The 13131-nt window shown below is 73.2% G+C and carries 13 protein-coding genes; 10 read left to right on the forward strand and 3 right to left on the reverse strand.

Annotation, left to right across the window (positions count from 1 at the left end; genetic code table 11):
- Positions 1-146: 146 nt before the first annotated feature.
- Positions 147-605 (reverse strand): Hsp20/alpha crystallin family protein, encoded by a 459-nt coding sequence (locus ACFY2L_RS13020; RefSeq protein ID WP_390657011.1) that lies wholly within the window; start codon positions 603-605, stop codon positions 147-149.
- Positions 606-961: 356 nt separating this feature from the next.
- Complete coding sequence (locus ACFY2L_RS13025; RefSeq protein ID WP_390822299.1) at positions 962-1783, reverse strand: universal stress protein; 822 nt, start codon at positions 1781-1783, stop codon at positions 962-964.
- Positions 1784-1986: 203 nt separating this feature from the next.
- On the opposite strand from ACFY2L_RS13025, the gene ACFY2L_RS13030 reads away from it, so the two are divergent.
- The 6 genes from ACFY2L_RS13030 to ACFY2L_RS13055 all read left to right on the forward strand — a co-directional run bounded on the left by ACFY2L_RS13030 (position 1987) and on the right by ACFY2L_RS13055 (position 8810).
- A complete protein-coding gene (locus tag ACFY2L_RS13030; protein ID WP_390822300.1) occupies positions 1987-2856 on the forward strand; it encodes a universal stress protein in 870 nt (289 codons plus the stop codon).
- 387 nt (positions 2857-3243) lie between these two features.
- Entirely contained in the window at positions 3244-5034 is a 1791-nt protein-coding gene (acsA, locus tag ACFY2L_RS13035) for an acetate--CoA ligase (RefSeq protein ID WP_390657015.1), read from the forward strand.
- Entirely contained in the window at positions 5031-6110 is a 1080-nt protein-coding gene (gene pdhA / locus ACFY2L_RS13040; protein ID WP_390657016.1) for a pyruvate dehydrogenase (acetyl-transferring) E1 component subunit alpha, read from the forward strand. The genes acsA and pdhA overlap by 4 nt, the downstream gene beginning before the upstream one ends.
- A gap of 2 nt (positions 6111-6112) precedes the next feature.
- Complete coding sequence (locus ACFY2L_RS13045; RefSeq protein ID WP_390822301.1) at positions 6113-7111, forward strand: alpha-ketoacid dehydrogenase subunit beta; 999 nt, start codon at positions 6113-6115, stop codon at positions 7109-7111.
- Positions 7111-8562: a 2-oxo acid dehydrogenase subunit E2 gene (locus ACFY2L_RS13050; protein WP_390822302.1), complete on the forward strand. Its 1452-nt coding sequence runs from the start codon at positions 7111-7113 to the stop codon at positions 8560-8562. Before ACFY2L_RS13045 ends, ACFY2L_RS13050 begins: the two co-directional genes overlap by 1 nt.
- Positions 8559-8810 carry an acyl carrier protein gene (locus tag ACFY2L_RS13055; RefSeq protein WP_390822303.1) on the forward strand — a complete coding sequence of 84 codons (252 nt, stop codon included), beginning with the start codon at positions 8559-8561 and terminating at the stop codon, positions 8808-8810. The genes ACFY2L_RS13050 and ACFY2L_RS13055 overlap by 4 nt, the downstream gene beginning before the upstream one ends.
- 26 nt (positions 8811-8836) lie before the next feature.
- On the opposite strand, the gene ACFY2L_RS13060 is transcribed toward ACFY2L_RS13055, so the two are convergent.
- The gene (locus tag ACFY2L_RS13060) at positions 8837-9697 is read right to left on the reverse strand and encodes a CBS domain-containing protein (RefSeq protein WP_390657020.1); all 861 of its coding nucleotides are present in this window, start codon (positions 9695-9697) and stop codon (positions 8837-8839) included.
- 176 nt (positions 9698-9873) lie between these two features.
- Here ACFY2L_RS13060 and ACFY2L_RS13065 point away from each other — a divergent pair, with 176 nt between their 5' ends.
- The 4 genes from ACFY2L_RS13065 to ACFY2L_RS13080 are packed head-to-tail and all read left to right on the forward strand — an operon-like array spanning position 9874 to position 13130.
- Positions 9874-10335, forward strand: coding sequence for a hypothetical protein (locus ACFY2L_RS13065; RefSeq protein ID WP_390822304.1), 462 nt, complete (start codon positions 9874-9876; stop codon positions 10333-10335).
- Positions 10335-11294, forward strand: coding sequence for a V-type ATPase subunit (locus ACFY2L_RS13070; RefSeq protein WP_390822305.1), 960 nt, complete (start codon positions 10335-10337; stop codon positions 11292-11294). The genes ACFY2L_RS13065 and ACFY2L_RS13070 overlap by 1 nt, the downstream gene beginning before the upstream one ends.
- Before the next feature lie 19 nt (positions 11295-11313).
- Positions 11314-12717 (forward strand): V-type ATPase 116kDa subunit family protein, encoded by a 1404-nt coding sequence (locus tag ACFY2L_RS13075; RefSeq protein ID WP_390822420.1) that lies wholly within the window; start codon positions 11314-11316, stop codon positions 12715-12717.
- A complete protein-coding gene (locus ACFY2L_RS13080) occupies positions 12714-13130 on the forward strand; it encodes an ATP synthase subunit C (protein ID WP_390657024.1) in 417 nt (138 codons plus the stop codon). The genes ACFY2L_RS13075 and ACFY2L_RS13080 overlap by 4 nt, the downstream gene beginning before the upstream one ends.
- The last annotated feature ends 1 nt before the right edge of the window (position 13131 follow it).

A 13131-nucleotide genomic window follows, 5' to 3' on the forward strand; every position in this document is an offset into this window, starting at 1 on the left:
CCCCTGGAAAGGCACCTCGGTGGAAGGCGACCCGCCGGCTCCAGCGGGTGACGTCACCGGGGCCGGGCGTCCCTGGCGGCCGCACGGGACCGATCGCCGGGAAGCTGTCCGACCGGCTCCCGCACGGCCGTCGGCCGACAGAGCGGTCAGCCGGTGATCTCGATGCGCTGAGCCTTGCCCTTCTCGGTCTTGGGGACCTTCACCGTGAGGACTCCGTTGGTGAGATCCGCGCTGATGTGCTCCGTGTCGGAGTTCGGCGGCAGAATCGTGCGGTAGTCGAACTGGCCGACGTGGCGGGTCTGCCGCCGGACCGTCCCGGTGTGCTCCTTTTCCCTGATCTCGCCGTGGATGTCGAGCTCGCCTTCGGCGACCTCCACGGTGATCTGGTCCTTGTCCACTCCGGGCAGTTCCAGTTCCACCAGGTAGGCGTCCTCGGTGTCCTCGATGTCGGCCAGAGGTGCCCACGGTTCGGCCCCGCCGAACCCGGGGAAGCCGCCGCCCGGGAAGGCGGCGTGCATGAGCTGGTCCACCCTGGTACGCAGGTCCTCCAACTCCCGCAGGGCGGCCGGGAGCCCCCCTCTGCTGTGTCGTGCGGGATGTGTCATGGCTGATCCCTCCTTGACTTCTGCCTTGGCGGTCGATGTGCGAGGAGCAGGACGACGATCAGGACGCGGCGGAACCAGCGTTCGAACCTGTCGGACGCGCGCCGCAGGGAGGCCGCGCCCGAGGACGGGCCAGGGCCGCGCCCCGGCGGCGGACCGGACGTGTACGGCGAACCGTGCGTGCTCATGACTCGGCCTCCAGCGACTCGTCGGCCGTCCCCCGCCATCCGCTCCCACCGTCGAACGGCACCGCTCCCGGAGCACAGGGCCGAAGGTCCCTGCCGGTCCGACTTCCGGCCCGGGCCCACAGATTGCCGGACGGGCCCGGGACCAGTCTCCGCAGGCCGCGGTCATGTCGGTCATGTCTGGGGCACGACCGCGACAGGACACGGCGCGTGATGCAGCAGCGCGTGATTGATCAGGCCCAGTTGCAGGCCCGGATGCCCGTGTCGTCTGCGTGCGCCGACGACCAGGAGGTCCGCTTCCGCCGCTGCGTCCAGCAGCGCTCGGCGGGCCGGGCCCTCGATCACCGTGGAGCTTGGCCGGGCGTCGCGATACCGCTCCGCCAGACCGCGCAGGGCGTCGTCGAGCACCTGGGACGGCGGGCGCCGGTGCGCCTCCAGGGCGTACCACGACCGACCCGGCCGCGGGGTCAGAGCCCTGGACGACGGGTTCCAGGCGTGCACCGCCGTCAGACGGCAGCTCCGCACGTGGGCCTCCCGGAACGCGAACTGCAAGGCCGTGCCGCTGCCCTCTCCCTCCTCGACACCCACCACGATGTTCCCGAACCGGCCGTTCCGGTGCTCTGCGGTCCCGCGTACCACCACGACCGGGCAGTCCGCCCGGGCCGCCACGGCCAGGCTGACCGCGCCCAGGAGCATGTCGGCGAGGTCTCCGAGTCCTCTCGCCCCGAGCACCAGGGCGAAGGCGTCGCGGCCCCTGTCGACGAGGGCGGAGGCGGCGTCCTCGTGCAGCACCTCGCTCGACAGCCCGACCGTGGGGGCTCTCGCCCCGGCGCGCTCCGAGGCGGCACCGATCACGTCGGACGCCTCGGGTTCGCCGGCCGTCGCATGCAGGAGGTGGAGCGGTACGCCGTGCCGGACCGCCGCGTCGGCAGCCCAGTCCACCGCCTCCAGGCTCGCTTCGGACCCGTCGACGCCGACCACCAGGGAAACCGCCACCGCAGCTGTCTCCTCTCGAGGCGGGTGCCACGCGCCTCCTCCTCCACGGCTGCCCATGCGCGGGGGCGGGGATTGGGGTACTCCTCGAAGGAGAGGAGCACCGCGCTCGGCATGCCGGCGACGTCCGGACCCGGCACGCGGTCGGACTCGTTCACCGTCACCCACCGTCGTATCCAGCTTCGTACGAGACGGAGGCCGCCGCCATGCAACCGGTCGTCACCGTGGGCCTCGACGGCTCACCCGAGAGCCTCGCGGCCGCCCACTGGGCCGCCGACGAGGCCGAGAAGCGCAGGCTCACGCTGCGCCTGCTGCACGCGTGGCCCCTGCTCGCCCCGGAGCCCGCCCGCGTTCCCTCGGAAGTCGATCAGAACTACTGGGCGAAGCGTCTCGTCCACAGCGCGCGGGCGGAACTCCAAGCCCGCCATCCCGATCTGACCGTCGTCGAGAGCCTGGTGGCCGATGACGCCCAGAACGCCCTGCTCCGGGCGGCGTCGGAGTCGGAGATGCTCGTGCTCGGCTCGCGGGGACTGCAGTCCGTCGGGAGCTACTTCATGGGCGACATCAGCATGCCCGTCGTGGCCCGGGCGGAGCGGCCGGTGATCATGGTCCGCGCCGAGAACCGAGAGGAGGGCGCACACCCCGCGCCCGCGAGCCGTGTGGTGGTGGCCCTGAAACTCCACGGTTCCAGCGACGACCTGCTCGATTTCGCGTTCCACAGTGCTGCGGCCAGGGGTCTTCCGCTCCTCGCGGTCCATGGCCGAAGCGTGCCGCTCCACGCGCGCATGCCCTGGGGTACGGACCACGGCGTCAGCGAAGAGCTGACGAAGGACGCGCGTGAGGACCTGGGCAGGGCTCTCCGCTCCTGGCACGAGAAGTACCCGCGGGTGGAGGTGGTGGACAGCATCCGTCTGGCGAGCCCGGCCAAGGCCGTCGTACAGGCCGCCGAAGGCGCCGCACTGCTGGTCGTCGGCCGGCGCGCACACCGGCAGGGCGTGGCTCCCCACCTGGGTCCCGTCGCCCACGCCGCCCTGCATCACGGACGGTGCCCCGTCGCCGTCGTCCCTCATGACTGAGCCCGGCCACCACGGCAGGCGGCCACCGCGCGTGGAACCGCCGCTTCGCCCCCGATGTCTCGGGGAGGCCCGTGTTGCCGGGGTGTACCGCCGGGGTGACCGTGGAGGTGAGGCAGAGCGAGGGAGTGAGCATTGTGCGAGCGCTCGTCGATCACGGCCCGGGACACCTCTTCCGGGACACCGTCACGGGCCCCCCGACGGAGGAGACGGCCGACGCGATCGTGCGTGTGGACGCCCCCACCGTCTGCGGCAGCGACCTGCGCTTCCTGCGAGGAGAGCTCCCCGAGGTGAAGCGCGGAACGGTCCTCGGTCACGGGTCCACGCCGCACCGGCGGCCGGTCCCTCGGCCAGAATGCGGGCGGGGGCGCAGTGCCGGGAGGAGAACCGATGCACTGGGAAACCATCCGCAAGGACACCACGTCCGGTGTCCCGCCCCGTCTCGCGGACTACGAGCGTGCCCGCTCGGACTTCACCTGGCGGCAGGCCCGCGCCGAGCTGGACGGGCTGCCCGGCGGCGGGCTCAACATCGCCCACGAGGCGGTCGACCGGCACGCGAGCTCCGACGACGCGGACAAGGCCGCCCTGCGCTGCGTCGCGCGGGACGACTCCGTAACCACCGTCACGTACGCGGAACTGGCCCGCCGTACGGCCCGCTTCGCGAACGTCCTGCGCTCGCTCGGTGTCGGCGGCGGCGACCGGGTGTTCACCCTGCTCGGCCGCTGTCCCGAGCTGTACACCGCGGTGCTGGGCACGCTGAAGAACACCAGCGTGGTCTGCCCGCTCTTCTCCGCCTTCGGCCCCGACCCGGTCGCCCAGCGGCTGCGCCTCGGGGACGCACGGGTCCTGGTCACCACGGCGGCTCTCTACCGGCGCAAGGTCGCCGAGCGCCGCGCGTCCGTTCCCGGGCTGGAACACGTCCTGATCGTGGGGCCCGGCGCCGCGGAACTGCCCGGCACCACCTCCTTCGACGCCCTGATGACCGACGCTGCCGACACCTTCACCATCCCGCCGACCTCGCCCGACGACATGGCCCTGCTGCACTTCACCAGCGGCACCACCGGCACCCCCAAGGGCGCGGTCCACGTCCACGAGGCCGTCGTCGCCCACTACGCCACGGCCGCGTTCGCCCTCGACCTGCGCCCCGAGGACGTGTACTGGTGCACCGCCGATCCCGGCTGGGTCACCGGCATGTCCTACGGGATCATCGCGCCCCTCGTCCACGGCGCGACGGTGGTCGTCGACGAGGGGGACTACGACGCCCGGCGCTGGTACCGGATCCTCGGCGAGCACCGGGTCGGTGTCTGGTACACCGCTCCCACGGCCCTGCGCATGCTCATGCGCGCCACACCGCGCCAGGGTCCGTACGACCTGCCGCGCTCCCACGACTTGTCGGCCCTGCGCTTCATCGCCTCCGTCGGCGAGCCCCTCAACCCGGAGGCCGTCGTGTGGGGCAGGGACGTGCTGGGCCTGCCGGTGCACGACAACTGGTGGCAGACGGAGACCGGCTGCATCATGATCGCGAACTTCGCCGCCTGCGAGATCCGGCCGGGCTCGATGGGGCGGCCGCTGCCCGGCGTCGAGGCGACCGTGCTCGAGCAGGGTGAGGACGGCCGGGCCCTGGTCACCGACGGCCGGGTGAAGGAGGTGTCGAGCGCCGAGATCGAGGGCGAGCTGGCCCTGCGTCCGGGCTGGCCGTCGATGTTCCGCGGCTATCTGCACGACAAGGAGCGCTATGACGCCGCGTTCGCGGACGGCTGGTACCTGACCGGTGACCTGGTCCGCCGGGACGCCGACGGCTGGTACTGGTTCGTGGGGCGCGCCGACGACGTCATCAAGTCGGCCGGCCATCTGATCGGGCCCTTCGAGGTGGAGAGCGCCTTGATGGAGCACCCGTCAGTGGCCGAGGCCGGGGTGATCGGACGGCCGGACCCGGTCGCCGGGAGCATCGTCAAGGCCTTCGTGTCGCTGCGCCCCGGTGTTCTCCCGACCCCGGATCTGGAACGGGAGCTGCTGGCCTTCGGCCGCCGCAAACTGGGGCCCGCCGTCGCACCGAGGGAGATCACGTTCGACCAGAACCTGCCCAAGACCCGCAGCGGGAAGGTGATGCGCCGCCTGCTGCGCGCACGCGAACTCGGCCTGCCCACGGGCGACCTGTCCACCTTGGAGGGATCCTCATGAGCCTGGCCCGCCCCAGCCACGCGCGGCAGGACCCGGCGCCCCGCAGGTCCGGCGAGAAGAACGTGACGACCAGGAAGACGACCAAGAAGAAGACGCAGAGCACGACGGGCGACGGGCACCGGACGGACCTGCTGGAGTCCATGCTCCGTATCCGGCGCTTCGAGGAGCGGTGCGTCGAGTTGTACAGCGCCACGAAGATCCGCGGATTCGTCCACCTGTACATCGGCGAGGAGGCCGTCGCCGTCGGCGTCAACGAGGCCCTGACACCCGAGGACGCGATCGTCGCCACCTACCGCGAACACGGCCACGCCCTGGCCCGCGGCATCACGGCCGAAGCCGTCATGGCCGAGATGTACGGCAGGACGACCGGCTGCAGCGGCGGCCGGGGCGGATCCATGCACCTCTTCGACGCGAGCCGGCGCTTCTACGGCGGCAACGCGATCGTCGCCGGCGGACTTCCCCTGGCCGCCGGCCTCGCGCTCGCCGACCGCATGCGCGGACAGGACCGCGTCACCTGCTGCTTCTTCGGCGACGGAGCCTTCGCCGAGGGCGAGTTCCACGAAACGGCGAACCTCGCGGCCCTGTGGCGACTGCCCCTGCTGCTCGTGTGCGAGAACAACCTCTACGCCATGGGCACGGCCCTGGAACGGCACGAGGCGCAGACCGACCTGGCCATGCGGGCCGCCTCGTACGGCATGGTCGCCTGGGCCGTCGACGGCATGGACGTCGAGGCCGTGGAACAGGCCGCCCGCCGGGCCGCCGAGGCCATCAGGGCCGGTGCCGGGCCGCACTTCCTCGAACTGCGCACCTACCGCTTCCGCGCCCACTCCATGTACGACCCGGACCGGTACCGCGACAAGGCGGAGGTCGAGCGCTGGAAGGACCAGGACCCGATCAACCGGCTCCTCGACCGCATGCGCGAGGACGGCGACCCGGTCGACGAGACACTCGCCGGAATGGAGCGCAGGGTCGCCGCGGAGGTCGACCACGCCGTGGAGGCGGCCGAACAGGCGCCCGAGGAGCCGGTGGAGCATCTCCTGCACCACGTCACCAGCGCCCCGGCGGAGGTGAGCTGACCATGGGGAACGGCGAGCGGCCGGAGGCGGCGAAGACGACCTACCGGGAAGCGATGCGCGAGGCACTCCGGGATGCCCTGCGCTCCGACGACCGCGTCTTCCTGATGGGCGAGGACGTGGGCCGCTACGGCGGATGCTTCGGCGTCAGCCTCGGTCTGCTGGAGGAGTTCGGCCCCGAACGCGTCCGTGACACACCGCTGTCGGAGTCCGCGTTCGTGGGCGCCGGCATCGGCGCCGCCCTGGCAGGACTGCGGCCGATCGTCGAGATCATGACCGTCAACTTCAGCCTGCTCGCCCTCGACCAGATCCTCAACAACGCCGCCACGCTGCTGCACATGTCGGGCGGCCAGCTGGCCGTGCCGTTGGTCATCCGCATGACCACGGGCGCCGGGCGGCAGCTCGCCGCGCAGCACTCGCACAGCCTGGAGGGCTGGTACGCGCACATCCCCGGCATCCGTGTCCTCGCCCCCGCCACCCTCGAGGACGCACGCCACATGCTGGCCCCCGCACTCGCGGACCCCGACCCCGTACTGATCTTCGAGCACGGCAGCCTCTACAACGTCTCCGGCGAACTCCTCCCGGCCACCGCGCCCGTGGACCTGGTCCACGCCGCGATTCGCAGACCCGGCACGGACATCTCCCTGATCACCTACGGAGGTTCGCTGCCCAAGACCCTCGCGGCGGCGGACGAGCTGGCCGCCGCGGGCATCAGCCCCGAAGTGATCGACCTGCGCTCGCTCCGGCCCCTCGACGCCGAGGCCGTCGCGGCTTCCGTGGCCCGTACCCACCATGCGGTGGTCGTCGACGAGGCGTGGCGAACGGGAAGCCTCGCCGCCGAGGTGTCCGCCCGCATCGCCGAGGAGTCGTTCTACGACCTGGACGCCCCAGTGGAGCGGGTCTGCAGCGCGGAGGTGCCCATGCCGTACGCCCGACGGCTGGAGGAGGCCGCCCTGCCGCAGACCTCCGACATCGTCGCGGCCGCCCGCCGGGCGGTGGACTGATGGCCGAGTTCACCATGCCGTCCCTCGGCGCCGACATGGATGAGGGCACGCTCCTGGAGTGGCTGGTGGGAGCCGGTGACCTCGTCCACAAGGGCGATCCGGTCGCCGTCGTGGAAACCGCCAAGTCGACCATCGAGGTGGAGTGCTTCGAGACCGGAACCGTGGCCCGGCTGCTCGTCGAGCCCGGTACGACGGTGCCGGTGGGCACACCGCTCGCACTGATCGGGACGACGACGGAGAAGCCCGTCGAGGCGCCGGAAGAACCGGAGAAGGCGGAGAAGAGGAACGCGAAGGCGGAGAAGAGACAAGCCAAGGCGGAGAAGCGACGAGCGGCCGCTCGCACACCGAAGAAGGGCGAGCCGTCCAAGCCCCCGCCCGCGCCATCCGAACCGGCCACGGTCCCGGCCCCGGTGCCGTCCACCGCTCGACAGGGCGGTCACCTGGAAGCGGGCCCCCTGGCCCGGCACCTCGCGGAGCAGAGCGGTGTCGACCTGGAAACGCTGCACGGCTCCGGACCCGGAGGACGCGTCACCCGAACCGACGTCGAAGAAGCGGCGGCCGCCCTCGTCACGTCCCCGCCATCGCGCCTGAGGGCGACCCCCCTCGCCCGGCGGCTGGCCGCCGAACTGGGCGTCGACCTGACCACGGTGCGGGGGACCGGCAAGCACTCGGCGGTCCGCGCCGAAGACGTACGCCGTGCGGCTCCCGGTCCGGCGGCCGAGGCCCCGAGCGCCCACGCCGGCGCGCCCACGGTTCGCCCGGCCGCCGAGCGCCTCCCGCAGGACCGGGGGCCGGCCGTCCGCCGCGCGATCGCCGGTCTGATGAGCCGCGCCAACCGGGAGATCCCCCACTACTACCTCTCCACGACCGTGGACATGGGCGCCGCCATGGACTGGCTGCACGAGCACAACCGGCGCAGCCCGGTCGGCGAACGGCTGCTCCCCGCCGCCCTGCTCCTCAAGGCGGGGGCCCTGGCCGCCCGGGAGGTCCCCGAGCTCAACGGCTTCTGGACGGACGACCACTTCACGGGCGGCGAGGGCGTACACCTCGGCGTGGCCGTGTCCCTGCGAGGCGGAGGGCTTGTCGCCCCCGCACTGCACCACGCCGACACTCTGGCGCTGCCGCAGCTGATGGCGGCCCTGAAAGACCTCGTCACCCGGGCCCGCACGGGCAGACTGCGGGCATCCGAGGTGTCGGACGCCACGATCACGGTCACCAACCTCGGAGATCAGGGCGTGGAGACCGTGTTCGGAGTGATCTACCCACCGCAGGTGGCCCTCGTCGGTTTCGGGCGGCTGGTCGACCGGCCGTGCGCCGTCGACGGCCTGCTGGGTGTGCGGCCCGTGGTCACGGCGACCCTCTCGGCCGACCACCGGGCGACGGACGGCGCCGTCGGAGCCCGCTACCTCACGGCGGTCACCCGCCTCCTGCAGAACCCGGAGCAGCTGTGAACATCGACCGGACCGACGCACTGGACATGGTGAGGGAATCGATCGCCCGGGTCGTTCCGGACGCGGACGTCGCCGCCCTGAGGCCCGACGACGCGTTCCGTGACGTACTGGAGATGGACTCCCTGGACTTCCTGAGTTTCGTCGAGGTGCTCAGCGAACGCACGGGCATCCGCATCGACGACGAGGACACGCCGCGGCTGGCCACGCTGTCCGGCAGCGCCGACTTCCTCGTCGCCCGCGCGGGGTGACGCGCGCCCCCGCGGACGCAAGCGGCTCAGAGCGCTTCGGTGTTGTCGACGACACCCACCACGTCGTCGATGTCCCGTACCGAGGCGAGCAGTTCGGGGACGAGAGACTTGTCCACTCTCCCCGACACGGTCACCACGCCGTGCTCCACCGCGACCTCGACACCGCGCGGATCCAGCAGATGCCGGCCGACCAGGGACTCGACCTCCGTGAGGATGTCGGCGTCGTCGCGGATCAGGGCACGCAGCAGATCGAGTCGGCTCACCACGCCGACGAGCCGACCGTGATGGTCGGTCACGGGCAGCCGCTTCAGCCGGCCGTGCGCGGCGGTCCACGCCGCGTCCGCCACCCTCTGCTCCGGGTGGACGGTGACGGGCGGGAAGGTCATCAACGTGGCGGCCGTGTCGCCGTGGCTCTTGTCGTACAGGCGGTGCTGCCACAGCCTGCCGACCGCTCCGTGCCGACGGGGCTCCGCCATCACGGCGGCCTTGGCCAGCAGATCCGACTCCGAGACGACACCGATCACATGGTCGTCGGCGTCGACCACCGGCAGGGCGCTCACCTGCTCCCGGGCCAGTGTGTGGGCCACGTCAGGGAACGGCATGTCACCGGGGACGGAGGCCGCCGGCACCCGCATGACGTCCCGCACGCGCGGTACGGCCGGTTCCCGGGCGGGCGGCCGGGGCGCGGCGGTGGGGGGCGCCTCGGAACCCGCCGCGCCGTGGGGGCGCTCGGACTCCTCGGCGGTCCTCGCCGACGCGGCGCCGGCGATTGCCGCGAGGTAGCGGCGCAGAGCCTCCTGGCGGGGCTCCTCCTGGGGTGTCCAGGGACGGCCCGGTTGGGCACGGCGGGCTTCCTTCTCCGCAGAAATGTGCTCGAAGTCGCTCACGGCTGCCTCCCGGGGACGCCGTCCGCCTACCGGATCAGTTTCGCATCGTTCGACCCGTGCGGCCTCTGGGCCGAGCGGCCCTGGTGGGGGACTGGTGGGCCAGGCGCGACGCGACAGGTCACCGCCCACCGGGGAGACTGGGAAGCGGGGCCCCAAGCCCACCTGGAGGAGAGCGTGTGACGGGTTTCCGGGACTTTCTGACGCGGTTCCGGCCGGCAGCCTCGCCCGGCCGCGCCGCACCGGCCGGTGTCCCCACGGACCGTTCAGCGGAACTCCGCGCCGAACTCGCGCCACCCCTGGCCCTGCTCGACCAGACGGAGGCGGAAGCCGGGAGCATACGCGAACGGGCCGAGGCGACCGCCACCTCGCGCCGGCAGGAAGCCGCGCAGCGGGCCGAGGCGATCGTGGCCACCGCGCGTGAACAGGCCCGCCAGGTACAGGCGCGTACCGCCGAGCAGGCTGCCCGTGCGGCCGAGGGCGAGGCTGCGGCGCTCCTCGCCGCAGCAGAACGTGAGGCGGTCGCCGTACGCGACCGTGCCAGAAGCCGCACACCCGCGCTCGTCGACCGGGTGCTCGCCCTCGTGCAGGAGGACCTCGAGGCGGATGGGACGCCGAAAGGCCGGGGAGGCGGTTCCTGATGGGCGCCGGTTGGGTCGCGGGCGTGACCCGGGCACGGGCCCTGCGGACCAGGTGCCTGGGCGCCGACGGCACCGGGCAGGTGGCCGCGTCCCGCGAACTCGACGAAGCCCTGCGCTACTTGGCGGCCACCCCGTACCGGCACGATGTCACGCCGGGCGCCACACTCGCGGAAGCCCAGCGTGCGGTGTCGACGACACTGCTGTGGCATCTGCGAGTCCTCGCCGGCTGGCAGCCGGCCACCGGCGCCCACGCGGTCCGGGCCCTCGCCGCGGGATTCGAGATCTCCAACACCGAGCACCGACTGCGCGAACTCCTGGCCGGCCCGCGACAGCCGGGCACGGAACGTCTTCACCCCCCGCCCCACCGTCTGGGCGCGCTGGCGGTCGCCTGGACGCGGCTCGCCCGCACCCGCTCGCCGTCTGAGCTGCGCACCGCGCTGGCAGCCTCCGCCTGGGGCGACCCCGGGGGCGACTCGCCGGCCGCGGTCGCCACGGGCATGCGCGTCTCCGCCGCCGTACGGCTCGCCGCCGCCGTGCCCGATGCGGGGCGCTGGGCGGCGGCCCGGCTCGCCCTGCTCGTCGGCCGTGAGGTCTTCGTCGTCGGCCGTCGGCTGCCGGACCTCTCCGCCCGCCGGGCGGCCCGCCTGCTCGGCCGGCGAGCGCTCGGCGCGGGAACGTATGCCGACTTCCGGCAGGCGCTGCCGGCCGCCGCCGGATGGCTGCTCGCCGACGTCGGTGAGGCGGCGGACCTGTGGCGGGCGGAAGCACGCTGGTGGGACGCGGTCGAGCGGGACGGCCGCGACCTGCTGCGCCGGGCCGGCTTCGGTCCGCAGCCGGTCGTGGGGGCCGTGGCACTGCTGTCGGCCGATGCGTGGCGGACCCGCGGCGCCCTGGAGCTGGCCGCGCGGGGCGGCGGCGCCGGGGACTGGACCGCGGAGGTGTTCGGTGCCCCGCGCTGAGGCGGCGGTTCCCGTCAGGATGCGCCGGGTGGCCGTCGTGGCTCCCGAGCAGGCGCTGCGGGAGAGCCTGGTGCGGATCGCCGAGGCCGGCTGCGTCGAGATCGATCTGGCCGGGGACGGCGGGCCGGACGGCACCAGCGGCGACGCGGCGACGCGCCTGGGGCAGCTGCGCGCCGAGTCGGACCGAGCGGTTCTCAGCGAGACTCCTCCCGACCTGGACGTCCTGGAGCGCGCGGGCCGGACGGACCTGCTGGCGGGCGAGGCGCAGCTGGAGGAACGACTCGGCAGCGCCGTCCGCCACGGCGGGGCCGCCGCCCTGGCGGGCTGGTGCCCCGAGAGAGAGGTCGGCACCACAGCTGCGCGCATCGCCGGTGCCGGGGGCGCGCTGGTGGTGCTGAGGTCCCCGCGCGGCGTCGATCCGCCGACCTTGCTGACGGGAGCTGCGACGACGCCCCCGGCGGGAACCGTGCGCCGTTCCTTCACGCCGTTGGTCAGGACGTACGGCACGGTGCCCTACGCCGACCTCGACCCCACGCTGGCGGCCGGGATCGTCTACGTGGTGATGTTCGGCCTGATGTTCGGCGATGCCGGGCACGGGCTGCTGCTCGTCGCCCTCGCCCTTCTGCTCCGGACGGGCCGACCGCGTCGGCTGGCGGCGCTGCGCCCGCTGTGGCCCTTCGTCGCGTGGGCCGGGCTGGCCGCCACCGCGGCCGGCGTGGCGTACGGCGAGTTCTTCGGCCCGACCGGAGTGCTGCCGGTGCTGTGGCTGGCGCCGCTGGACGAGCCCATGCGGCTGCTGGCCGCCGCCGTCGTGCTCGGCGCCGTGTTGCTGGCCGTCGCCTATGCCGCGGGGATCGTGAACCGGTGGCGCGAGAACGGACCGACCTCGGCCCTGTACTCGCAGACCGGTATCGCCGGGGCCGCGCTCTATCTCGGCCTCGCGGCCGGTGCCGGATGTGTGTGGCTCGGCCGGACGGCGTTCGCCGCCGCGGGCGTCGTGGTCGCCGTCGCAGGACTCATCCTGGTCGCGGCGGGTCTGTACGCGACCACGGCGGGCGGGCCGGGCGGTGCCGCGCAGACCGGCGTCCAGCTCGTGGACGCGGTGGTCCGGATCGCCTCCAACGTCGTGTCCTTCGCGCGTCTCGCGGCCTTCGGGCTGACACACGCGGCGCTCGGCGCGATCGTCTGGGACGGCACGACCGCTCTGGCGGGCCGGGGCCCCGTCGGTGCCGCCGCCGCCCTGGTGGTGTTCCTCGCGGGCAACGTCCTGGCCTTCTCGCTGGAGGCACTGGTCGCCGGTGTCCAGGCACTGCGCCTGGAGTACTACGAACTCTTCTCCCGGCTCTTCGAGGGAGAGGGACGCCCCTTCAGACCCTGGCATCTGCCCGTCGAACACAGCCCGGTGAGGGAGGAGCAGCCGTGAGCGCCTGGTTCTTGGCCCTGCCCGTGATCGCGGCCGGATTCGTCGCCGCACGCCTGGCGCTGCGGCGCTCGGGCCGGACCGCCCTGTGGTGGATGATCGCTGCGGACGCCGTTCTCCTGGCGGCGGCCACCGTGGTCCTGACCCTGGCGCTCGGCAGCGGATCGGCCCAGGCCGCGACCACGGCAGCCCAGGACTCGGGCTCCGGCTCCGCCGCGCTGATCGGCGCCGCGATCGCGGTCGCCGGGGCGACGATCGGGGCGGGCGTCGCCGTCGCCTACACCGGCGCGGCGGCCCTCGCGGCTCTCAGTGAACGGCCCGAACTGTTCGGCCGCGCCATGGTCATCGTCGGGCTGGCCGAGGGCATCGCCATCTACGGCCTGGTCGTCGCGGTCATCCTCATCGGGAAGGCGTGAC

The sequence above is a fragment of the Streptomyces sp. NPDC001381 genome, assembly GCF_042895685.1.
Lineage (GTDB): Bacteria > Actinomycetota > Actinomycetes > Streptomycetales > Streptomycetaceae > Streptomyces.

Coding starts and splice junctions, on each gene's coding strand:
- ACFY2L_RS13020 (WP_390657011.1), bottom strand. CDS start 605: ATGACACATCCCGCACGACACAGCAGAGGGGGGCTCCCGGCCGCCCTG.
- ACFY2L_RS13030 (WP_390822300.1), top strand. CDS start 1,987: ATGCAACCGGTCGTCACCGTGGGCCTCGACGGCTCACCCGAGAGCCTC.
- acsA (WP_390657015.1), top strand. CDS start 3,244: ATGCACTGGGAAACCATCCGCAAGGACACCACGTCCGGTGTCCCGCCC.
- pdhA (WP_390657016.1), top strand. CDS start 5,031: ATGAGCCTGGCCCGCCCCAGCCACGCGCGGCAGGACCCGGCGCCCCGC.
- ACFY2L_RS13045 (WP_390822301.1), top strand. CDS start 6,113: ATGGGGAACGGCGAGCGGCCGGAGGCGGCGAAGACGACCTACCGGGAA.
- ACFY2L_RS13050 (WP_390822302.1), top strand. CDS start 7,111: ATGGCCGAGTTCACCATGCCGTCCCTCGGCGCCGACATGGATGAGGGC.
- ACFY2L_RS13070 (WP_390822305.1), top strand. CDS start 10,335: ATGGGCGCCGGTTGGGTCGCGGGCGTGACCCGGGCACGGGCCCTGCGG.
- ACFY2L_RS13075 (WP_390822420.1), top strand. CDS start 11,314: ATGCGCCGGGTGGCCGTCGTGGCTCCCGAGCAGGCGCTGCGGGAGAGC.